At 70.2% G+C, this 20,165-nt stretch carries 19 protein-coding genes; 11 read left to right on the top strand and 8 right to left on the bottom strand.

Features of this window, described 5'->3' with window-relative positions; genetic code table 11:
- Window positions 1–209: 209 nt before the first annotated feature.
- Window positions 210–1,778 carry a sugar porter family MFS transporter gene (locus tag ATM97_RS11145; protein WP_255587555.1) on the top strand — a complete coding sequence of 523 codons (1,569 nt, stop codon included), beginning with the start codon at window positions 210–212 and terminating at the stop codon, window positions 1,776–1,778.
- 14 nt (window positions 1,779–1,792) lie between these two features.
- On the opposite strand, the gene ATM97_RS11140 is transcribed toward ATM97_RS11145, so the two are convergent.
- A complete protein-coding gene (locus ATM97_RS11140; protein WP_218717899.1) occupies window positions 1,793–2,632 on the bottom strand; it encodes an NAD(P)-dependent oxidoreductase in 840 nt (279 codons plus the stop codon).
- A 105-nt stretch (window positions 2,633–2,737) separates the two neighbouring features.
- Between ATM97_RS11140 and ATM97_RS11135 the strand changes: the two genes are divergently transcribed.
- Window positions 2,738–3,475 carry a PaaX domain-containing protein, C- domain protein gene (locus ATM97_RS11135; RefSeq protein ID WP_308248447.1) on the top strand — a complete coding sequence of 246 codons (738 nt, stop codon included), beginning with the start codon at window positions 2,738–2,740 and terminating at the stop codon, window positions 3,473–3,475.
- 226 nt (window positions 3,476–3,701) lie between these two features.
- Here ATM97_RS11135 and ATM97_RS11130 read toward each other — a convergent pair whose 3' ends face one another.
- Window positions 3,702–4,559: a TetR family transcriptional regulator gene (locus tag ATM97_RS11130; RefSeq protein WP_218717898.1), complete on the bottom strand. Its 858-nt coding sequence runs from the start codon at window positions 4,557–4,559 to the stop codon at window positions 3,702–3,704.
- Between the two features lie 129 nt (window positions 4,560–4,688).
- On the opposite strand from ATM97_RS11130, the gene ATM97_RS11125 reads away from it, so the two are divergent.
- Genes ATM97_RS11125 through ATM97_RS11115 form a run of 3 tightly spaced genes read left to right on the top strand, consistent with a single transcriptional unit; the run spans window position 4,689 to window position 7,656 of the window.
- Complete coding sequence (locus ATM97_RS11125; protein WP_218717897.1) at window positions 4,689–5,897, top strand: acyl-CoA dehydrogenase family protein; 1,209 nt, start codon at window positions 4,689–4,691, stop codon at window positions 5,895–5,897.
- A gap of 11 nt (window positions 5,898–5,908) precedes the next feature.
- Entirely contained in the window at window positions 5,909–6,916 is a 1,008-nt protein-coding gene (locus tag ATM97_RS11120) for a phosphotransferase family protein (RefSeq protein WP_218717896.1), read from the top strand.
- On the top strand, window positions 6,913–7,656 hold the full coding sequence (locus ATM97_RS11115) for an SDR family NAD(P)-dependent oxidoreductase (protein WP_218717895.1): 744 nt from the start codon (window positions 6,913–6,915) through the stop codon (window positions 7,654–7,656). The genes ATM97_RS11120 and ATM97_RS11115 overlap by 4 nt, the downstream gene beginning before the upstream one ends.
- Here ATM97_RS11115 and ATM97_RS11110 read toward each other — a convergent pair.
- A complete protein-coding gene (locus ATM97_RS11110) occupies window positions 7,644–8,633 on the bottom strand; it encodes a diiron oxygenase (protein ID WP_218717894.1) in 990 nt (329 codons plus the stop codon). The genes ATM97_RS11115 and ATM97_RS11110 overlap by 13 nt on opposite strands.
- A 98-nt stretch (window positions 8,634–8,731) precedes the next feature.
- A complete protein-coding gene (locus tag ATM97_RS11105) occupies window positions 8,732–9,580 on the bottom strand; it encodes an SDR family NAD(P)-dependent oxidoreductase (protein ID WP_218717893.1) in 849 nt (282 codons plus the stop codon).
- A 54-nt stretch (window positions 9,581–9,634) separates the two neighbouring features.
- On the opposite strand from ATM97_RS11105, the gene ATM97_RS11100 reads away from it, so the two are divergent.
- The gene (locus ATM97_RS11100) at window positions 9,635–10,633 is read left to right on the top strand and encodes an alpha/beta hydrolase (RefSeq protein ID WP_308248446.1); all 999 of its coding nucleotides are present in this window, start codon (window positions 9,635–9,637) and stop codon (window positions 10,631–10,633) included.
- A gap of 67 nt (window positions 10,634–10,700) precedes the next feature.
- Here the strand turns inward: ATM97_RS11100 and ATM97_RS11095 are convergent, their stop codons facing one another.
- Window positions 10,701–11,354, bottom strand: a complete 654-nt coding sequence (locus ATM97_RS11095; protein WP_218717892.1) for a TetR/AcrR family transcriptional regulator — start codon at window positions 11,352–11,354, stop codon at window positions 10,701–10,703.
- A 102-nt stretch (window positions 11,355–11,456) separates the two neighbouring features.
- Between ATM97_RS11095 and ATM97_RS11090 the strand changes: the two genes are divergently transcribed.
- From ATM97_RS11090 to ATM97_RS11070, 5 genes are all read left to right on the top strand, one after another.
- Window positions 11,457–12,293: an SDR family oxidoreductase gene (locus ATM97_RS11090; protein ID WP_218717891.1), complete on the top strand. Its 837-nt coding sequence runs from the start codon at window positions 11,457–11,459 to the stop codon at window positions 12,291–12,293.
- Window positions 12,294–12,317: 24 nt separating this feature from the next.
- On the top strand, window positions 12,318–13,241 hold the full coding sequence (locus tag ATM97_RS11085) for a ferritin-like domain-containing protein (protein WP_218717890.1): 924 nt from the start codon (window positions 12,318–12,320) through the stop codon (window positions 13,239–13,241).
- Window positions 13,238–13,804, top strand: coding sequence for an NAD(P)/FAD-dependent oxidoreductase (locus tag ATM97_RS11080; protein WP_218717889.1), 567 nt, complete (start codon window positions 13,238–13,240; stop codon window positions 13,802–13,804). The genes ATM97_RS11085 and ATM97_RS11080 overlap by 4 nt, the downstream gene beginning before the upstream one ends.
- Entirely contained in the window at window positions 13,801–15,285 is a 1,485-nt protein-coding gene (locus ATM97_RS11075) for an NAD(P)/FAD-dependent oxidoreductase (RefSeq protein ID WP_218717888.1), read from the top strand. Before ATM97_RS11080 ends, ATM97_RS11075 begins: the two co-directional genes overlap by 4 nt.
- Before the next feature lie 130 nt (window positions 15,286–15,415).
- Window positions 15,416–16,144: an HAD family hydrolase gene (locus tag ATM97_RS11070; protein ID WP_218717887.1), complete on the top strand. Its 729-nt coding sequence runs from the start codon at window positions 15,416–15,418 to the stop codon at window positions 16,142–16,144.
- A 4-nt stretch (window positions 16,145–16,148) separates the two neighbouring features.
- Here the strand turns inward: ATM97_RS11070 and ATM97_RS11065 are convergent, their stop codons facing one another.
- The 3 genes from ATM97_RS11065 to ATM97_RS11055 all read right to left on the bottom strand — a co-directional run bounded on the left by ATM97_RS11065 (window position 16,149) and on the right by ATM97_RS11055 (window position 20,159).
- Window positions 16,149–16,610, bottom strand: coding sequence for a cupin domain-containing protein (locus ATM97_RS11065; RefSeq protein WP_218717912.1), 462 nt, complete (start codon window positions 16,608–16,610; stop codon window positions 16,149–16,151).
- A 166-nt stretch (window positions 16,611–16,776) separates the two neighbouring features.
- Complete coding sequence (locus ATM97_RS11060; protein ID WP_218717886.1) at window positions 16,777–18,957, bottom strand: MMPL family transporter; 2,181 nt, start codon at window positions 18,955–18,957, stop codon at window positions 16,777–16,779.
- The gene (locus ATM97_RS11055; protein ID WP_218717885.1) at window positions 18,954–20,159 is read right to left on the bottom strand and encodes a peptide synthetase; all 1,206 of its coding nucleotides are present in this window, start codon (window positions 20,157–20,159) and stop codon (window positions 18,954–18,956) included. The genes ATM97_RS11060 and ATM97_RS11055 overlap by 4 nt, the downstream gene beginning before the upstream one ends.
- Between the last annotated feature and the right edge of the window lie 6 nt (window positions 20,160–20,165).

The following is a 20,165-nucleotide window of genomic DNA, read 5'->3' as shown; positions in this document are numbered from 1 at the left end:
CGGGCCCGTCCGCATCACCGCCACGCGCCGGTGCGCTGGCCACAATTCCACGTCACGGCGTCAGGCAGTTGTCCGGGGTAATTCGGCCGACCGAAACGGAACTCCGCCGAGGGCTGCCGATACTTCCGGAATCATTTCGAGCTTCCGGAAATGTTCGACGCTCCATTAGGGTGCAGGAATCGACCGACCCTTTCGGCGGAGGTGTGGACATGACCGATTCTCAGCGTGGATCCACCGAGCGGGAACCCGAGGGGCCGGGAGGTGTGCTCACCCCGCCGGTGGTCGGCGGGCGTGGGCCCGCCGACCACCTCATCGAACCGAACTCCGACACCCCCGTCCGGATGTCGCGCACGGTCCAGGACGACACCGGGCGGGTGCTGGTGTCACCGGTGACCGAACCGCCTGTCGGCGCCGAGACGCCCGAACGGGCGGCCATGCGGGCCAGGATCAAGAAGTTCGTGCTCACCGTCGTCATCATCGCGGCGCTCGGTGGCGCGCTGTTCGGCTACGACACCGGCGTCATCTCGGGTGTGCTGGTCTACCTGACTCCGGACTTCGGCCTCACGCAGGCCCAGGTCGGCATCGTCACCAGCTCGCTGCTGGTCGGCGCCGCGATCGGCTCGATCGCCGGCGGCTGGCTGGCCGATCGGTGGGGTCGCAGGCTGACCCTGCTGCTGGCCGGGGGGCTGTTCTTCGTCGGCGCGCTGGCGCAGGCGCTGGCGCCGGACGCGAACGTCATGATCGTCACCCGCCTGATCCTCGGTGTCGCGGTCGGCACCGCGTCGCTGGTGGTGCCGATGTATGTCTCCGAGATCGCGCCGCCGACCTATCGCGGCAGGCTCGTCTCGATGAACAGCCTGATGATCGCCAGCGGTCAGCTGCTGGCCTATATCGTCAACGCGCTGCTGGCTCCCACCGGGAACTGGCGGCTGATGCTGGCGATGGCGGCGATTCCCGCGGCCGCCTTGGTCATCGGTATGTATTTCATGCCGGATTCACCGCGCTGGTATCTGAAACAGGGCCGCGAGGACGACGCCAGGAAAGTCCTGCGGCAGTCCTACTATCCGGAAAATGTCGAGCCGACAATTCAGGACATCGAGAAAACCGAAGCCGCCGATGCCGCTGTCAAAGACAGTTTGCGGGATCAATTGCGGAAGCCGAAGGTGCGCGCGTTGTTCGTCACCGGCGTCGGGCTGGCCTTGATCCAGCAATTCGTCGGGGTGAACACCGTCATCTACTACGCGCCGTCCACGCTGGCCCAGGCGGGCATGGGCGACAACGCGGCCATCACCTCGTCGATCGGGATCGGGGTCGGCGCGGTGATCGGCGTGATCATCGGGATGAGTCTGATCGACCGGATCGGCAGGCGGCCGCTGATGTTCATCGGCCTGTCGGTGATGGTGGTCGCGCTGGTCGGCATGGCGCTGGTCGAGCGGATGACCCAGGACACCGCGACCGGCTATCTGCTGCTGGCGCTGATGATCGTCTACATCTCCTCGTTCCAGGTCGGCGTCGGCGTGCCCACCTGGTTGCTGCTGTCGGAGATCTTCCCCGCCCCGATCCGGGCCACCGCGATGAGTATCACCACGTTCCTCATCTGGGCGGGCAATTTCCTGGTCTCCCTGGTGTTCCCGCCGCTGGGCGAGCTGTGGGGCGCCTCGACGATGTTCTTCCTCTTCGCGGCGATCTCGGCGGTGTCGCTGGTGTTCTGCTACCGCCGGGTGCCCGAGACCAAGGGCGTGTCGCTGGATCAGATCACCGCGGTGGCGGAGAGCTGATCCAGCGCACCAGGTCAGGCCTGCGGCGGGTCGACGAAGATGTCGTACTCGAGGGTGCCCGAGCCGCCGTAGCCGGACAGATCGGTGATGCCCTCGGCCGCCAGGACATCGACGTCGAGGTAGGTGTTGCCGGTGGTGGTGCGGGCGTCGCGGCCCAGGATGGCGACGGCGGCGTCGGCCACGATCTCCGGGGTGCGGGCCTTGGCGATGGCCTCGTCGCCGCCGAGCAGGTTCTGCACCGCGGCGGTCGCGATCAGCGTCTGCGGCCACAGGCAGTTCGCCGCGACGCCGTGTTCGGCGTACTCGGCCGCCCAGCCGAGCGTGAGCAGCGACATGCCGTACTTCGCGACCATGTAGGCCGGATGTCCGCCGAGCCAGTGCGGGGCCATGTTCAGCGGCGGCGACAGGCTCAGGATGTGCGCGTTCTCGCTGTTGCGCAGGTGTGGCAGGCAGGCGCGGGAGAGCAGGTAGGTGCCGCGCAGCTGGATCTGCTGCATGAGATCGAAGCGCTTGATGGGCAGTTCCTCGGTGGAGGCCAGCGCGATCGCCGAGGCGTTGTTGACGCAGTAGTCGATGCCGCCGAAACGCTCCACCGCCTGGTCGACCGCGTTCGCCACCGAGGCCTCGTCCCGGACGTCGCCCACCACGGCCAGCGCCTGACCGCCCGCTTCCTCGATCTCGGCGGCCGCGGTGTGGATGGTGCCGGGCAGGCGCGGATCCGGCACGTCGGTCTTGGCCAGCAGCACGATATTGGCGCCCTGGCGAGCGGCGGCGACGGCGATCGCCAGCCCGATGCCACGGCTGCCACCGGACATGATCATCGTGCGCCCGGCGAGCGGGTGGGTAGCGGTCATGGGCGAGGCTCCTTGTCGTCGGCGACGCCGGAGAGGCGGCTGATGGTCGGCAACGTTACATATTTCTGATGGCCGTGGCAATAGTGAAATATGTAGACTCGATCCGTGCAACCCCCTGTGACCGGCCCCGATACCGAGGTCCGCCCGGTATCGGCCCGCTCGGCGCTGGTCCGGATTCTCATCGCTGCCGATTCGCCGACGATGACCTCACGCGAGATCTGCGCCGCCACCACCACCCTCGGCTACCCGGAGGCGACCGTCCGCGTCGCCGTGTCCCGCATGGTCGCCGCGGGCGAGCTGATGCGGGAGAACCGCGCCTACACCCTCGCTCCCGCGTTGCGCGCCCGCCGCACCGAACTCGCCGAACCGGCGACGCTCCCGTGGACCGGCGACTGGGAACAGGTCGTCGTCACCGCCACCGGCCGCCCCGCCACCGACCGTGCCGCCCTGCGCGCGCGCCTGCTCTCGCTGCGGCTGGCCGAACTGCGCGAGGGTGTCTGGATGCGTCCGGCCAACCTCGACCGCGCCTGGCCCGCTGACCTCGACGACACCGTTTTCCGCCTGCGCACCCGCCCGGTCGCCGACCCCGCCGACCTCGCCGCCCGGCTCTGGCCGCTGGCCGACTGGTCCGCCCGCGGTCACGCGCTGCTGGCAGCCATCGAAACCCCCGACCCCACAGCCAGATTCGCCGCTGTTTGCGCCGGGCTGGATCACCTCACCACCGACCCCGTCCTGCCCGCCGAACTCCATCCCGACGACTGGCCCGTCGCCCGCCTGCGCGCCGTCACCGCCGACTACCTCGCCTGGTTCGCCGCGCTGGGCGCGGAAGCGGTCACGTCCTGAGGCCGGCTCGCCCGGCCCGATCCCCGTCTCGGCATCGTGCGGGGCGAAATCGATAGTGAGATCTGCGGACAACCCGGGGTCCGGCATGTTGTCCTCGGCAGTCCGGGTGTGGTTGCGGGAGAGATGAGGTCGGTCCGTCTACGATGGACCCTGCCGTGCGACGTGGCGGCGCCGCATGGTGCATGGGGAAGGGCCCGCCCCGAGAGTTTCGGGGCGGGCCGCACCGTCAGCGGGGGATGCCCAGGACGCCGAGGGCGAAGTCGGCGTAGTCGGTGGCGATCTGTTCGGGCGTGGCCGGGCCGTCGAGGCGGAACCACTGCGGCAGGGCCGTGCACATGGTGGCGATCGCGCGGCCCGCGGCGCGCGCGTGTTCGGTGCTGCGCTGGTTCTCGGTGAGCGCGGCGTCGATATCCGCGTCGAGCAGATACTGGATCTCGTTGCGGGAGTCGGTGATCCGGCGCCGGTTGGCGGGTTCGAGGCTGCGCATCTCACTGGCGCCGATGAAGGCGAGCTCGCGCCGGTGGGTATGGAACAGTGCCAGCGCCTCGACGACCCGCGTCACCCGGTCGCGACCAGTGCTCGCCTCGTGACGCGCCGCGTCGACCCGCCAGTGCAGCTCGTCCATCGTGAGGTCGAGCGCGCGCACCAGCAGGTCCTGCTTGTCGCGGTAGTGGTGGTAGACGCCGGGCACGCTCATCCCCGCGCGCTGGGCGATCGAGCGCATGGTGGCGCCGTGGTAGCCGGTCTCGACGAAGGAGTCGATCGCGGCGGCGAGGACGGGATCGATGTCCAGCGGCGGGAATCGGCGCCAGGCGCGGGCGGTGTCGGCCGCGGGGGCGGCGCCGCGCGGCCGCGGTTGCGGTGCCCGCGCGGACTCCTCGCCGATCAGCCACTGGGTCGTCGTGTCGAGTTCGGTGGCCAGCGACCGCAGGCGCGGGACCGAGATGCCGGTCTTGCCGGTCTCGATGGCGCTCAGCGTGGCGGCGCTGACCTCGATGCGGCGCGCGGTCTCCCGCAGCGACAGGCCGGCCGCGGTCCTCGCCTGTCGCAGGCGGGCGCCGAGCCCGCCGTCGGAGGTGTTCATGATGTTCAGAATAGCTGAACATTGCCCCCTCGAGAATCCGTCGATTGACAGCAGTTATCGGGTCATGTCACTGTCGTAGGTGTCCGGTGCCGAGCGAACGTTCGGCAAGTGTGTGGAGGAGTGAAGCCCGTGGCGATCGACCTGTCCCATCCGCCCGAGGTACAGCGGCTGGCCGAGCGCACCCGCGCCTTCATTCGTGACCGGGTGCTTCCGCTCGACGACACCCATGACGGCGACATCACCGCCGCGGGCGGCGATGCCCTGCGCGTGGAGTTGCAGCGCGAGGCGCGCGAGGCCGGCGTGTTCGCCCCGCACGCGCCGATCGAATTCGGCGGGCACGGCCTGGGGATGTCGGATCGCGCCCCCATCTTCGAGGAAGCCGGGTACTCCCTGTTCGGGCCGACGGCGCTGAACATCGCCGCCCCGGACGAGGGCAATGTGCACATGCTCGCCCACATCGCCGATCCGGAACAGAAGCAGCGGTTCCTGGCGCCGCTCGCGCGCGGCGACATCCGTTCGGCCTTCGCGATGACCGAGCCGGCGCCCGGCGCCGGCTCGGACCCCGCCGCCCTGGCCACCCGGGCGGTGCGTGCCGAGGGCGGCTGGCGCATCAACGGCCACAAGTGGTTCATCACCGGTGCCGACGGCGCGGGCTTGTTCATCATCATGGCCCGCACCTCGGGCGAACCCGGCGATCGCGGCGGCGCGACGATGTTCCTCGCCCCCGCCGACACCCCCGGCATCCGGGTCGGCAGGCATATCGACACCCTGGACCGGTCGATGCTCGGCGGCCACTGCGAGGTGTTCTTCGAGGATCTGCTCGTCCCCGATGCGGCGGTGCTCGGTGCGGTCGACCGCGGCTTCGAGTACGCCCAGGTGCGGCTCGGCCCCGCCCGGATGACCCATGTGATGCGCTGGCTCGGCGCCGCGCGCCGCGGCCACGACGTGGCGGTGGACCGGGTGGCGCAGCGGCGCGGATTCGGTTCGCGCCTGGGCGATCTCGGCATGATCCAGCAGATGATCGCCGACAACGAGATCGACATCGCGGCCACCCGCGCGCTGCTGACCCGTGCCTGCTGGGAACTCGATCGCGGCGAGTCCGCGGCCGACGCGACCTCCATCGCGAAGACCTACGCCGCCGAGGCGATCTTCCGGATCATCGACCGCAGCATGCAGATGTGCGGCGGCCTCGGCGTCGCGGCGGACCTGCCGCTGGCGCGCCTGTCGCGCGAGGTCCGGCCGTTCCGGATCTACGACGGTCCCTCCGAGGTCCACCGGTGGGCCATCGCCAAGCGCGCGGTGCGCGCGGCCGAACGAGCGCATCGGGCCGCCGAATGAGCCTTCCCGGAATGGATGTCGCCGCGCTGGAGCGGTTCTTGCGGGCCGGCGGCGTCGAGGTGCGCGGCGAACTGCGCGTGGAACTGATCAGCGGCGGTCGCTCCAATCTGACGTTCAAGGCCGCCGACGACGCGTCCACCTGGGTGGTGCGGCGCCCACCCGTCGCCGGGCTCACCCCGTCCGCGCACGACATGGCGCGTGAGTTCACCGTCACCGCCGCGTTGCAGGGCTCGGCGGTGCCGGTCGCGCGCACGGTCGCCTTCGACGAGCGGGGATCCGCCCTCGGCGCGCCGATGACCGTGGTCGAGTACGTCGACGGGCGGGTGATCCGCGACCAGGACGACCTCGCCGCACTCACCGACGACCAGGTCGCCGCGAGCGCGACCGAGCTGGTCGACGTGCTGGCCCGGCTGCACGCCGTCGACCCGGAGGCGGTGGGGCTCGGCACATTCGGCCGCCCGGCCGGTTTCGTCGAACGGCAGGTGAATCTGTGGGCGTCGCAATGGGATCGGGTGAAGACCCGGGAGCTCGCCGATGTCGCGGTGCTGCACGCGGCCCTGTCCGAGGCGGTGCCGAGCACGTCGGCGTCCTCGATCGTGCACGGCGACTTCCGCATCGACAACACCATCCTCGACGCCGCCGATCCGAGCCGGGTGCGTGCCGTGGTCGACTGGGAGATGTCGACCCTCGGTGATCCGCTCACCGATGTCGCGCTGATGTGCGTGTACCGGTCGCCGATCTTCGACCTGGTGCTCGGCTCGTCGGCCGCATGGACCAGCGACCGCATGCCCAGCGCCGACGCCCTCGCTCAGTCCTACGCCGACGCCTCCGGCCGTGACCTCGGCGACTGGGGCTTCTACCTCGCGCTGGCCAACTTCAAACTCGGCGTGATCGGGGAGGGCATCACCCACCGGGCGCTGCGTGGCTCCGGCGCGGGAGCCGCCGCGGAGCGTGCCGCGGAGGCCACCCCGGAGTTCATGGCCGCCGGCCTGCGCGCATTGAAAGGACACCGGAAATGACCGCGACCAAGTCCGCACTGATCAGCGGAGCCTCCCGTGGCATCGGCCTGGGCATCGCGAATCGGCTTGCTCGGCAGGGCTATTCGCTGACGATCACCGCCCGCGACGCCGACCGGCTCGCCGCTGTCGCCACCGAGCTGCGCGCTCTCGGCGCCCCCGACGTGGTCGCCGTCGCCGCCGACATGGCCGACGAGGACGGGATCGCCCGCCTGCTCGCCGAGCATGCCGACCGGTACGCGACCCTGTCCGCGCTGATCCTCAACGCCGGTGTCGGTACCGCGGGCACGCTCGCCGAGTCCTCGATGAAGCGGTTCGACAAGACCATCGCGGTGAATCTGCGGGCCCCGCTGCAACTGATCCAGGGCGCGCTGCCGATGCTGCGGGCGGGGGCCGCCGCCGATCCGGACCACGGCGCCAAGGTCATCGCGCTGTCCTCGATCACCGGCGTGTACGCCGAGGCGGGTCTGGCGGTCTACGGCGCGGCCAAGGCGGCGATGATCTCGCTGCTGGCCACGCTCAACGCCGAGGAGTCCGGCAACGGTGTCACCGCCACCGCCATCGCGCCCGCCTATGTCGACACCGACATGAGCGCCTGGATCCACGACCGGATCCCGCCCGAGCGGATGCTGGCGGTGAACGACATCGTCGAGATGGTCGACTCGCTGCTGCGGTTGTCGGCCCGCGCGGTGGTGCCGACGATCGTGATGTCCCGCGCGGGCGCCGACGGCTACCGCGCCTGAGCGGTGCGGCGGTCGGGCTCGCTGCGGTAGCGGGCCTGACCACCGTCGATCTTGAGCAGCTTCCACAGCGGCCTGGTCACCGGGTTCAGCAGACCGAGTTCGCCGGCCAGAGCGCGCATGTCGCCGAAGAACCCGCTGAGGATCTTGCGGGAGGTCGGGCTGCGCCAGAAGGCGTCCTCGAACACCTCGTCGGGAATGTCGAACTTGGTGGCGAACGACTTCGACGGCTTGACCAGTTCGTCGGCGAGCCAGCGCATGGCGATCGGGAACGCCACGGCGCAGACCGCGGTGCTCACCGGGTTCATCCGCGCGAGGTGGTTGCGCAGGAACTCGTTGGCGAAGGAGATGTGGCGCGCTTCCTCGGCGATGTGGATCTCCATGATCCGCAGCAGCGTCGGCTGGGTCGCGGTGCCGGACCGGATCAGGGCCTTCTGATAGTGGTCGATCGGCTCCTCGCCACCGAGGATGCCGATGAACAGGATGGCCCAGAAGTAGCCGCCCGCGACGCCGATGAACGGCGAGGCGACCCGGAACAGCGGCCGCATGCCCGGCACGTCGTCACCGATGCGGTTCACCAGCTCCTGGAACATCTGGATGTGGTTGCACTCCTCGGTCATCTCGTGGAGGCAGTACCGGAATTCGGGCGACCCGTTGGGCAGGGCCATCGCGTACTGCATCATCCCGCGGATGAGGATGGACTCGAAGGCCAGCCCGACCTTGGCGGCATTGGCCTGCCGCCAGCGGCCGATCTCGATGCGGCGCTCGAGCGGCAGCGATTGATACCACGCGGTGGCGCCCAGCGGATCGAGTTCGGCCGAGAGAACCCAGCGCGGGTCGTCCCGATCGATCGCGAATTCCGGTGCGTCCCAGTCGATATCGAGGAAGGGATCGAACCTGCGGTGTACCGAGCCCTCCGACAGGGTGAGCAGGGCGTCGGTGTAGTCCGGATCGGCGGCAGCGGTCTTCGAGAACGTCATTGTTTCTCTCCATCGTCACAGGGATCGTCGTCGAGCCGACTCTCCCTGATTTGAATGTAACGCACTGTCTCACCTAAATCCAGGGGTGAACTCCGCGATCAATCGGCGCGTGGAATTCGGCCGTCGACGTCGGTGAATCCGTAGTCGACGGCGAGGTCGGCGACCTTCCAGGCCCCGCCGCCGCGGGTCGATCGATCGGGGTCGGCGGCCAGTGCCACGACCGCGCGGCCGGGGAACCGCGGCGTTTCGGCGGCATTGAGATCGAAGGTGCCCTCGCCGGGCAGGGTCACCTCGCGGCGCCCGTTCTCGTCGGCCGGAACCATCTGTAGCAGTTCGGTATCCACGATGCCAGGCCAGATCGAGACCGCGGTCGCGCCGGTGCCGAGCAGGTCGTGGGCCAGGTCGGCGGTGAGCCGGTCCAGTGCGGTCTTGGCGACGCCGTAGACGGCGTTGTGCATGTAGCGCTGGGAGCCGGGGGAGGAGACGTTGACGATCAGCCCGGCCGACTCGATCAGCAGCGGCGCGGCGAACACGCTGGCCACGTAGTGCGAGCGGACGCCGATGTCGAAGGTCTCGTCCCAGGCCTTCGGTGGGACGTCCCAGAACTTGCGTCCGAGCCAGCGCGCCGCCGCGGGGGAGTTGTAGACGTTGTTCACCAGCACATCGAGGCGGCCCTGCTCGTCGCGGACCTGCGCGAACAGCTTCTCGACGGCGGTGTCGTCGGCGTGGTCGCACACGACCGCCACGCCGTGACCGCCCAGCGCGGTGATCTCCTCGGCGGTCGCGTGCACGGTCCCCGGCAGTCGGCCCGCTGTGGTGGTGCGGCCGGTGACGTACACGGTGGCCCCGGCCGCGCCGAGTTCCTGGGCGATGCCCTTGCCGATGCCACGGCTGGCGCCGGTCACCACCGCGACCCGGCCGGCGAGAATCTTGGGTGTTCCGCTCATGGCCTCCAGACACTACCGTCAAAATAGGAACACGTTCTAGAAACGGAGACGGTAGTGGAGCTGACCCATCGATTCCTGGACACCGGCGGCATCCGGATGCACGTCACCGAGCAGGGGCAGGGGTATCCGGTCGTCTTCTGCCACGGCTTCCCGCACACGGGTTTCGTGTGGCACCGCCAGCTCGCGGCCGTGGCCGGCGCGGGTTTCCGGGCCATCGCCCCGGACCTGCGCGGCTACGGCCGCACCGACGTCCCCGCCGACGTCGCGGCATACACCAACGAGGCGGTGATCGGTGATCTGCTGGCGCTGCTCGACGACATCGGCGCGGCGAAGGCGGTGTTCGTCGGCCTCGACTTCGGTGCCCAGCTCGTGTGGGAACTGGCGTTGCGCGCCCCCGAACGCGTGGATGCCGTTGTCGTGCTGAACAATCCGTTCTCCCCGCGCCCGCCGCGCGCCCCTTCGGAGTACTGGACCAAGGCTGCCCAGCGGCACTTCCTGCACCTGGCCTACTTCCAGGAGCCGGGCGTGGCCGACGCCGAACTGGCCGCGCGACCCCGTGAATTCCTGGCCAGGGTCTACTACTCGCTCTCCGGCGACTACCACTACCTCGACACCTGGAAGAACCCGCCGGGCCTGGGCTACCTCGATGTCCTGCCGCAAGCCCCCGACCTGCCCTGGCCGTGGCTGAGCGAGAACGAATTCGACACCCTGGCAACGGAGTTCGAACGTACCGGCTTCACCGGTGGCCTGAACTGGTATCGCAATCTCGACCGCAACTGGGCGCTCACCGAAGCCCTCGCGGACGCGCGGGTGTCGGTACCCACCTACTTCCTCTACGGCGAGAACGACCCCGACATGGAGGGCTTCAGCGGCCGCGACCCGCTGGCCGTGCTGCGCGCGAACGTCCCGGATCTGCGCGCGGTGGTGAAGGTCCCGGGCGCGGGCCACCTGGTGCAGCTCGAACGCACCGACGCCGTCGACGAGTTCCTGGCCGACGCCCTGCGCGACCTCGGTGTCGCCGCCTTGCCGAGCGGTCAGCACACCCGGTCGTAGTCGAGCGCGAGCCCACCGAGTTCGCCCACCCCACCGATCCCGCTCGGCGAAGCCCTTCCGCGACGGGCTATCGGTCGCCGATGATCTCCGGGGGTAGGAACATCGTCGCGAGCTGGGCGGCGATGGCACTGGTGTGGTCGATGATGCGGTCGGCGTCGACGTCGAGGACGCCGGTGCGCCAGGCCGAGAGCAGTTCGATGAAGCCGCCGATGCCGGTCAGGGTGCTCATCCGGATATCGGTCTCGTCGACGCCGGCGCGCAGGTAGGGCCAGGCGGCGGCGATGAGCAGATCGGTCGCGTCGGTGAGCATGGTCTTGCGGCGCTGCTCGAGCACGGCGCTGCCCGCGTGATCGGCGAGCAGGATGCGGGCGCGCCCGCGCGGGTCGGCCTGGAGCTCGACCGCGCGGGTGATCGCCGCGCGCATGACCTCGAGTGGCGTGCGATCCGCGGTCTCGGCGAGCACGCAGGCCAGGTCGGCGAAGACCTCGGCACACACCTCGTCCCACACCGCCGCCAGCAGCTCGTCGCGGTCGGCGAAGTGTTCGTAGAAGTAGCGGTCGTTGAGCGAGGTCCGCTGGCAGACGCCCCGCATGGTCACCGCGGCCCAGCCGTGCTCCAGCCAGATGGTCAGGGCGGCGTCGACCAGGCCGGCGCGTCGTTGCGCCCTGCGCTGGTCGGCGGTCAGTCCGCCCCAGGTTCGTGCCGGTGCGCGCACATCCATGGTTGACAAAGTACTCCGCCGCGAGCCTAATTGGTGTCAGGTGCGGCCAATGGTGGCAGATGCCACCAATTCGAGTCGTACCGGGTCGACCCGGGAGTTGCCATGCGACTGTTTCCCTTCGGCGGACGCCGCCGGACCACGAGCGCCGATGCCGTGGTGACCGGCGCGGGCAGCGGCATCGGGCGGGCCTTCGCCGTGGAGCTGGGCAGGCGCGGTGGCCGCGTCGTGTGCTCCGACCTCGATCCCGACCGCGCGGCCGAGACCGCGGGACTCGTCGAGGCCGCGGGCGGGAAGGCGATCGGCACCGCCTGCGACGTCACCGCGATCGCCGAGGTCACCCGGCTCGCCGCCACCGCCCAGGACTGGTTCGGCGACGCGCCGACGGTCGTGATCAACAACGCGGGTATCGGCGCGGGCGGACCGGTGATCGGGGAATTCGCCCTCGACGATTGGCAGCGCACCCTCGGCGTCAACCTGTGGGGCGTGATCCACGGCTGTCATGTCTTCGCGCCGATCCTGCGGGCGGCGGGGCGCGGGGCGATCGTCAATGTCGCCTCGGCGGCCGCGTTCGGCGCGGCGCCCCGGATGGCCGCCTACAACGTCAGCAAGGCGGGCGTGCTCGCGCTGTCGGAGACCCTGTCGGCGGAGCTGGCAGGCACCGGCGTCGGCGTGACGGTGCTGTGCCCGACCGGCGTGAAAACCAACATCATGCAGGCCGATTCGCCGATGGACGAGACCGCCGAGCGCCTGGGCGGTCTGCTGCTGCGGTGGACCGGTCGCGCACCGGCGACCATCGCGCGCGCCACCCTCGATGCCGTCGACCACGGCGAGCTCTACGTGGTGCCGCAGCTCGAGGCCAAGGTGCTCTGGCAGGCCAAACGCTGGATGCCGGCGACCTACACCCGTTCGGCCGGCCTGCTGGAGCGGGTCGTGCGCTGATCCATCACCGAAGGAGATCGAACAATGACGTTCGCCTATCCCGATATGCTCGCCACCGTGCGCGCCAAGCAGTGGGCGCTGGCCGACATCGACTGGGACGCACCGGGTGCCGACACCATCACCGACGAGCAACGCCCCCGGCTGGCCACCTTCATGGCCGATCTGGTGTGGATCGAACACGTCGGCGCGCGCGGTTTCGCCGCCCTCGTGCACCAGGCGCCGCCGGGCCCGCTGCGCGAGATCTACCGCTACTTCCACGCCGAGGAACAGAAACACGCCAACGCCGAACTCGCGCTGATGCGCCGGTGGGGAATGCTCGACGGCGACGAGATGCCGGTGCCCAACAAGAACATCCGCCTCGTGATCAGCTGGCTCGACCGCTACGCCGATCAGCTGAGCCTGCCGGTGCTCGGCACCGTCATCCCCTCGCTGGAGACGGCGCTGGACGGCGCGCTGGTGAAATTCCTGCTGGACGAGGTCGACGACCCGGTGTGCCACGAGGTCTTCCGCCACATCAACAACGACGAGTCCCGGCACCTGGCCGTCGGTTTCCAGGTGCTCGAACAGCTCGGCGCCGGGCCCCTCCGCCGGATCGCCATCGAGACGGCCGGTTTCGCGGTGCGTCCGTCGTTCGTGCTCGGCGCGCTGCTGTACGCGCCGCTGCTGTCGCGGATGTCGACCAACATCATCGCACTGGGCCTCGACGAGGAGAAGCTGTGGCAGGCGGTGCGCCGCTACGAGAACGTCGGCGAACGCAGCCCCGCCATCCGCCGGGTGCCGCTCTATCACGTGGTGAAGACCCACGGGAAGGCCACGATTCACCGGCGACAGCCGTTCCAGCTGCTGGCGGATGTGTCCAACGCCTGTATCGACCGGTTCCCGATCCGGGTGCTGGGCCGCAGGCCGGCCTGGTCCGACGAACTCACCTACGAACCGGTGGCGAAATGACCGCGCTTCGTTTCGCCGAGACCTTCACCGGCCGCCAGCTCCATCACACGAGCTTCGTCCCGCGCCACGAGTTCAGCGGCAGGCGGGTGGCGATCGTCGGCAGCGGGGCCGCGGCCGCGCGCCTGCTGCCCGGCATCGCCGCCGAGGCCGCGCGGGTGACGGTGTTCCAGACCGACGCGGTGTGGATCGTGCCGCGCGCGCCGCTGCCCGGCGCGATCCTGCGCCGGCTGCCCGAGCCGGTGGTCCGCCTGGGCGCGCGGATCAATCTGCGTGTCCAGGTGCGGGATTCGTGGCTGCGGCACCGGCTCACCCCGGACGAGGATGCCGGGGTCGCCGTGCACAACGGCTACTACCGCACACTGCGGCAACCACACTGCTCCCTGGTGACCTGGCCGATCGCGCGCCTGGTCCCGCTGGGCCTGCGCACGGTCGACGGGATCGAGCACCGGGTCGACACCATCGTCTACGCCGAGGACACCGGACACGTGATCCGCACCCTCGCCCGTCGCGGCCGCACCCACTACTCGCCCGAATTCGCCGGCGAGACGAAGGAGATCGCATGAGCACCACCGGGATCGACCACGAGATCGTCATCGTCGGCGCCGGATTTTCCGGGATCGGCGCCGCGATCGCACTGCGCAACGCCGGATTCGAGGACTTCCTCATCGTCGACGAAGCCGACGGCGTCGGGGGAACCTGGCATTGGAACACCTATCCCGGTGTCGCCGTGGATATCCCGTCGTTCAGCTACCAGTTCTCGTTCGAGCAGCGCACCGACTGGTCGCGGGTCTACGCGCCGGGCCGCGAACTCAAGGCCTACGCCGAGTCGTGCGTGGACAAATACGACCTGCGGCCCCGAATCCGCTTCGGCACCACCGTCACCGGGGCCGACTTCGACGAGAAGGGTCGGCGCTGGGTGCTGCACACCGCCGACGGCGCCGATCTGACGGCGCGGTTCGTGATCAGCGCGACCGGCGTGCTCACCCGGCCCAAACTGCCCGACATCCCCGGCATCGAGGACTTCGCCGGTATCACCATGCACACCTCGCGCTGGGATCACCGCCAGGATCTGCGCGGCAAGCGGGTCGCGATCATCGGCACCGGCGCCTCGGCCGTACAGGTGATTCCCGAGATAGCGCCGGAGGTCGCGCAGCTGACGGTGTTCCAGCGCACGCCGATCTGGTGTCTGCCCCGACCCGACATGCCGCTGCCGCTGCCCGCGCGCTTGGCGCTGAAAGTGCCGGGCGGACGCACCCTGACGCGGTTGGTGAGTCAGACCTATGTCGAATTCACCTTTCCCCTCGCCGCCCACTACCACCGGTCCCTGCCGACCGCCGCGATCGGGGAACGCGCGGGGCTTGCCCATCTGCGCCGCCAGGTGAAGGACCCGGCGGTCCGCGAGGCGCTGACCCCGAAGTACGCGCTCGGCTGCAAGCGGCCCAGCTTCTCCAACGACTATCTGTCGACCTTCAACCGGTCGAACGTGACCCTGGAGACCACGGCGATCAGCGCGATCACGCCCACCGGCGTGCGCACCGAGGCGGGCGCCGAACACCGCGCCGACGTGCTGATCCTGGCCACCGGGTTCAAGGTGATGGAGTCGGGCAACATGCCGACCTATGACCTGCACGGCGTCGGTGGCCGCGATCTGGAGACCTGGTGGGACGAGAACCGCTTGCAGGCCTACGAGGGCGTCAGCGTCCCCGGCTTCCCGAACTTCTTCTCCATCATCGGTCCCTACGGCTACAACGGCGCGTCCTACTTCACCCTGATCGAGAACCAGACCCGTCACATCCTGCGCTGTCTGCATCACGCCCGCAGCACCGATGCCGAGCGCATCGAGGTCACCGAGGAGGCCAACGACCGCTACTTCCGGGAGATGCTCGCCCGCCGCGGCGGGCAGGTGTTCTGGCAGGACAGCTGCGCCACCGCCAACAGCTATTACTTCGACAAACACGGCGACGTGCCCCTGCGTCCCGCCTCCACCCTCGAAGCCGCTTGGCGCAGCGGTCATTTCGCTCTCACCGACTACGCCTTCACCTAGCGGACGGCGGCGCGGCGGCGGCCGGGATCGCGGGCGCGGCGACGGCAGCGGAGACGGCACTGTCGTCGCGATCGGCGTGTGCGATGCTCGAGGGAGGCGACGCCGGGGGAGCGTCGGAACCGAGAAAGGGATGTCCGTGCCGATCCGAGGTGTGCTCTTCGACGTCGACGACACCCTGTTCGACTACTCGTCCTCGGAAGCGGCCGGTCTCCTCGCGCACCTGCGGGCGGACGGACTGCTCGACCGTTTCGCCGATCCCGCGGCGGCGGTGACGCTGTGGCGGGAGATCACCGAGGTCGAATACCACCGCTTCGTCGTCGGTGAGCTCACGTTTGCCCAGCAGCAGCTCTCCCGCGCTCGCACGTTCGTCTCCCGTCTGCGCGGCGTCGCGCCGTCGGCGGTGCCCGACCCGGAGGCGGCCGCCTGGTTCACCGGATACGCGGCGCGTCGCCGGGCCGCCTGGTCGGCGTTCCCGGACGCGGAGCCGGTCTTGCGGCACCTCGCGCCCGGGTATCGCCTCGGCATCGTCTCGAACGCCGCGGTGCCCCAGCAGCGGCGCAAGCTCGCGGCCGTCGGGCTGCTGGACTACTTCGGTGACCGGGTGGTGTGCAGCGAGGAACACGGTGCGGCGAAGCCGGAACCCAGCATCTTCCTCGCCGGCTGCGCGCTGCTCGGGCTCGCACCGCGCGAGGTCGCGTTCGTCGGCGACAAGTACCTCGTCGATGCCGTCGGCGCCCACGAGGCGGGCCTGCGCTCCTGCTGGCTCGATCGCGCGAACATTCGCTCCGGCACCGTGATCCGCGACGGCATCCACGTCATCGACACCCTCGACCACCTCCCGCAACTGCTGACGGAGTAGATCCTCAGCTGCGGAAGTCCGCGAAGTCGAAGCCCGGCGCGACCAGGCAGCTCACCAGGACCTCCTCACCGCCGGCGGGCCGCGCGGCCTGCCAGTGGCCCGCCGGAACCACGTACTGCACGCGCTGACCGGCTTCGATCAACGGCCCCAGCGTCACCGTCGTCGCGGTACCCGGCCGATCGCCGTCACCACCCAGATCGAGCTCGAGCGGCCCGCCCCGATGCCACAACCACACCTCGGCGGAACGCACCGCATGCCAGATCGACTGTTCGCCGGGCGGCAGCAGGAACAGGATCCCGGTCGCCGCGGCCCGCGTGCCCGGATAACCGTCGGGCGTGAAAGTGTGCTCGCTGCGCCAGGTCTCGCGATACCAGCCGCCTTCGGGATGCGGTCGCAGGTCCAGTGTCGCCGCCGTCGACGGCTGCCGCAGCACCTGGGTGTGGCGTCCGTCCGGTCCGCGTCGCATCCACCGGACCTCCTCGACGGCGTCGACCGGCACACTCTCGACGGTCGTGCCGAGCTCGGGCGTGGTCAACGCCAGCACCTGGGCCGTCGCGGGCAGGTCGTCGGCAACGCGCAGTGCGGCCTCGTCGTCCTCGGCGTGGACTACCTCCGCGCCGATCCGCAGCCGGTCACCGGCCGACTGCCACCTCTCGCGGGTTGTCACGATCATCGGCGTCGTCCTTCGTTCGGGAGTCGGGCTGCCGGGTCCATGGTGCTCTCCGAGACCTGCCGGTGCGCATCCGGACCAGCCGCGGCCGCCAGGGCAGCCACCAGTTGGCTTCTCCCATCAACCGTACGAGGGCGGGGACGAGCAGCATGCGGACCAGCGTGGCGTCCAGGACCAGGGCGATGATCATGCCGAGGCCGAGGAAGCGCATGGGAGTCAACGGGGAGAGGGCGAACGCACCGGTGACGAGGACGAGCAGGACGGCGGCGGCGGTGATGACGCGCGCGGTCTTGACCGTGCCGACCCGCACGGCGGTGGTGGTGTCGGCGCCCGCGCGGTGCGCCTCGGCCATGCGGGAGAGCAGGAACACCTCGTAGTCGGTCGACAACCCGAACACGACCGCGATGATCAGCACCAGCATGCCCGCCGGGATCGGCCCGGCGGTGATGCCGAGCGGACCCGCGAGATGCCCGTGGTAGAAGATCATCGTCAGCACGCCGAAGGTGGCGGCCAGGCTGAGGAACGCCATCGCGACGGCTTTGAGCGGCAACATGATCGAGCGGAACGCGACGGTGAGCAGCACCATGGTGGCCAGCACCATCACCGCGATCATGAGCGGCATGCGCCGCACCGTCGAGTCGACCGTGTCCACGGTCGCGGCGGTGTCGCCGCCCACAGCCAGCGTCGTTCCCGGCGGTGGGGCCAGTGCCCGGATGGCCTGGACGGCGGCGGTGGCGTCCTCGCTGCGGTCGGCGGCGGTGAGGAAGGCGTGCAGGACGACGACATCGTCGGCGCGCCCCACCTGCACCACATCGCGCACGCCCGCGATCGCGTCGACATCGGTGAGCACCGCGGTGATCGCGGCCGTCTGCGGTGGACCGTCGAGCCCGTGGATCAGCACGGTCGCGCCACTCGCGGCGGCCGGGAAGGTCGTAGTGAGCTCTTCTACCGTGCGGCGCATCTCGCTGTCGGGTGGCAGGGCGCGATGGTCGATATCGCCGAGCCGGATGCCGGTCAGCGGTGCGGCCAGGGCGAGCAGGATCGCGCCGACGACGACCGTGACGACCCCGGGCCTGCGCAGCACGGCGTCGACCACCCTGGTCCAGAAGTGCTCGGTGCGGGTGGTCGACCTCGCTCGTCCGATGCGGGTGCCGAACAGCGCCAGCAGGGCGGGCAGGACGGTCGACGAGAGTCCGGCGGCCAGGGCCACCGCCGCGATGGAGCCGATGCCCAGCGATCGCAGCACCGGCTGCGGGAACACAAAAGTGCCCGCGAACGCACACATCAGCAGCAGCGCCGACAGGGCGACGGTGCGCCCGGCGGTCGCGTAGGTGCGGGCGATGGCCGCTGGCACGTCCCGGCTCTCGGCGTATTCCTCGCGAAACCGGTTGACCAGGAACAGGCCGTAGTCGATGGCCATGCCGAGGCCGAGCAGCGAGGCGATGTTCACCGCGAAGGTGGTGACCTCCGTGGTCTCGGTGAGCAGCCGGATCACCCCCAGGGACCCGGCTACCGCGAGCGCCCCCACCAGCACGGGCAGCGCGCCGGCGAGCAGTCCACCGAAGACCAGCACCAGGATCAGCAGTGTCAGCGGCAGCGAAATCGACTCCGCCACCACGAGATCGCGCTGCGAGCGCGCGACGATCTCGGAATTGAGCGCGCTGTAGCCGGAGAGCCGGGTGTCGACGCCGGGCACGCGCAGCGCGTCGGCGATCGCGGGATAGGCGGCGATGCGCGCGGTGTCGTCACCGGCGGTGAACACCGCCGCCACGGCCTGCCGGCGATCCGGCGAGATCAGGAAGTTCCGCAGCGGCGCGGCGGTGTTCCAGTAGCTCTGCGCCGGTCGCGCGAGCAGGGCCGGATCGATTCGGTCCAGCGCCGCGGTGATCTGCGGGCCGATCTCGTCGACGGTGCGGCCCGCGGGCACGGTGTAGAGCGCGATCACGTCGGGACTCTGCGGTCCGAAATGCTCGGTGACCGCCCGATCGACCAGCGCCGACTCACTGCCCTGATCGGCGAACCCACCCGCGCTGAGCCGCTGGGTGACATCGGCGCCGAAGGCCGCGCACAACCCGACGACCGCCACGATCACCGCCAGCACCGCGCGCGGCCGGGCGATGACCAGGCGAACCAGCGCCGTCACAGCGGCCGGTCCACCGAGGGACGCGCGGCCAGTTCGGTCTCGAGCATCGCCACGATCCGGTCGAGCAGCGCCTCGAGCCGGGCCTCGACGCCGTCGCCGTTGCGCGCCGACACCGTCAGATCGGTGTGGCCGTCGAATTCGGTGAGCCCGAACAGCAGCGGCATCGCGACGCTGTGCTGGGGCAGCACGTACAGCCCCGTCGGCCGGAAACCTGGCACGGCGAGCTCGTCGGCGGTGAAGCGGCCCATGTGGGACACGGTGGCCGAGGCCAGATTCCGGCCCCAGCGGGCGCCGAGCCAGTTCGTCGTGTGCAGGACACCGCGATTGACCGGGTCGGGCACCAGGGTGATGCGGGTGTTCGCCAGCTGGTTCAGTTCGCGCCGTTCGCGCAGACCGGTCTTGATCTGCTCCTTGACCCACGTCCAGTCGCGTCCGGACTCGATGTCGAGGAACAGCGGCAGGGCCAGATTGGCGGTCGAGCGCAGCGCCGGGTCGTGCCTGCGCAGGTCCACCGGCATCATGATGCGCGAGGTCCCCGGTGTCTCGGCGGCCAGCAGCGCGCAGACCCTGGCCAGCGCACCGGGGCCCGCCGCGTCGATGCGCCGGTGCCGCAACAGATGCCGGGCGACGCCACGGCGCTGCCTGGCCCGGCCCGTCGCGCTGCGATAGCGCGGCACCATCGCGGCGGGCTTGCCGGGCGCCCCGACCCGGTCCACGAGCTCCTGATCGGCCACCGGGTCGAGCTGGGGGATCGGGTCCTGCCCGCGCAGCGCGCGCAGGACATTGGTCACCCACAGCACCATGCCCATGCCGTCCATCACGCCGTGGAAGACCCGGAAGACCAGCGTCACCGGCGCGCCCGTCAGCAGCAGCACCTCGACGGTGGTTTCCGGCGTCGGTCCGATCGGGCTGGCGAGCACCGGATCGGCCTCGAGCGTGGTCTCGTGCAGCACGTGACCCGGCACCACCCGGACGGCGGGCGCGATGCCCGCGTCGACCCACTCGGCGCCGCGACGCACCAATCGTGCGCCGGGGGTCACTGTGGCGGCCACGGCGACCGCGCGGCGCAGCCGGTCAGGGTCGAGATCGCCGTCGCCGGGGACGACCAGCTGCATGAGAAACGGCGGCGCGAGGTCGCGCATGGGGAAGTACATGCGCTCGGTCGTCGAAATCGGGCGGCGGAAGGTGCTGCTGCCGTTCATGATTGC

It is taken from the genome of Nocardia sp. MH4 (assembly GCF_019266065.1).
GTDB classification, from domain to species: Bacteria; Actinomycetota; Actinomycetes; order Mycobacteriales; family Mycobacteriaceae; genus Nocardia; species Nocardia canadensis.
Note: the sequence above shows the minus strand (reverse complement) of the source record. Positions and strands in the feature narration are given on the sequence as shown.

What these genes read in the sequence shown, in the direction of transcription:
- ATM97_RS11145 (WP_255587555.1), top strand. Translation starts at nt 210, where the DNA reads ATGACCGATTCTCAGCGTGGATCCACCGAGCGGGAACCCGAGGGGCCG.
- ATM97_RS11140 (WP_218717899.1), bottom strand. Translation starts at nt 2,632, where the DNA reads ATGACCGCTACCCACCCGCTCGCCGGGCGCACGATGATCATGTCCGGT.
- ATM97_RS11130 (WP_218717898.1), bottom strand. Translation starts at nt 4,559, where the DNA reads ATGAACACCTCCGACGGCGGGCTCGGCGCCCGCCTGCGACAGGCGAGG.
- ATM97_RS11120 (WP_218717896.1), top strand. Translation starts at nt 5,909, where the DNA reads ATGGATGTCGCCGCGCTGGAGCGGTTCTTGCGGGCCGGCGGCGTCGAG.
- ATM97_RS11115 (WP_218717895.1), top strand. Translation starts at nt 6,913, where the DNA reads ATGACCGCGACCAAGTCCGCACTGATCAGCGGAGCCTCCCGTGGCATC.
- ATM97_RS11110 (WP_218717894.1), bottom strand. Translation starts at nt 8,633, where the DNA reads ATGACGTTCTCGAAGACCGCTGCCGCCGATCCGGACTACACCGACGCC.
- ATM97_RS11105 (WP_218717893.1), bottom strand. Translation starts at nt 9,580, where the DNA reads ATGAGCGGAACACCCAAGATTCTCGCCGGCCGGGTCGCGGTGGTGACC.
- ATM97_RS11095 (WP_218717892.1), bottom strand. Translation starts at nt 11,354, where the DNA reads ATGGATGTGCGCGCACCGGCACGAACCTGGGGCGGACTGACCGCCGAC.
- ATM97_RS11090 (WP_218717891.1), top strand. Translation starts at nt 11,457, where the DNA reads ATGCGACTGTTTCCCTTCGGCGGACGCCGCCGGACCACGAGCGCCGAT.
- ATM97_RS11085 (WP_218717890.1), top strand. Translation starts at nt 12,318, where the DNA reads ATGACGTTCGCCTATCCCGATATGCTCGCCACCGTGCGCGCCAAGCAG.
- ATM97_RS11080 (WP_218717889.1), top strand. Translation starts at nt 13,238, where the DNA reads ATGACCGCGCTTCGTTTCGCCGAGACCTTCACCGGCCGCCAGCTCCAT.
- ATM97_RS11075 (WP_218717888.1), top strand. Translation starts at nt 13,801, where the DNA reads ATGAGCACCACCGGGATCGACCACGAGATCGTCATCGTCGGCGCCGGA.
- ATM97_RS11070 (WP_218717887.1), top strand. Translation starts at nt 15,416, where the DNA reads ATGTCCGTGCCGATCCGAGGTGTGCTCTTCGACGTCGACGACACCCTG.
- ATM97_RS11065 (WP_218717912.1), bottom strand. Translation starts at nt 16,610, where the DNA reads ATGCGACGCGGACCGGACGGACGCCACACCCAGGTGCTGCGGCAGCCG.
- ATM97_RS11055 (WP_218717885.1), bottom strand. Translation starts at nt 20,159, where the DNA reads ATGAACGGCAGCAGCACCTTCCGCCGCCCGATTTCGACGACCGAGCGC.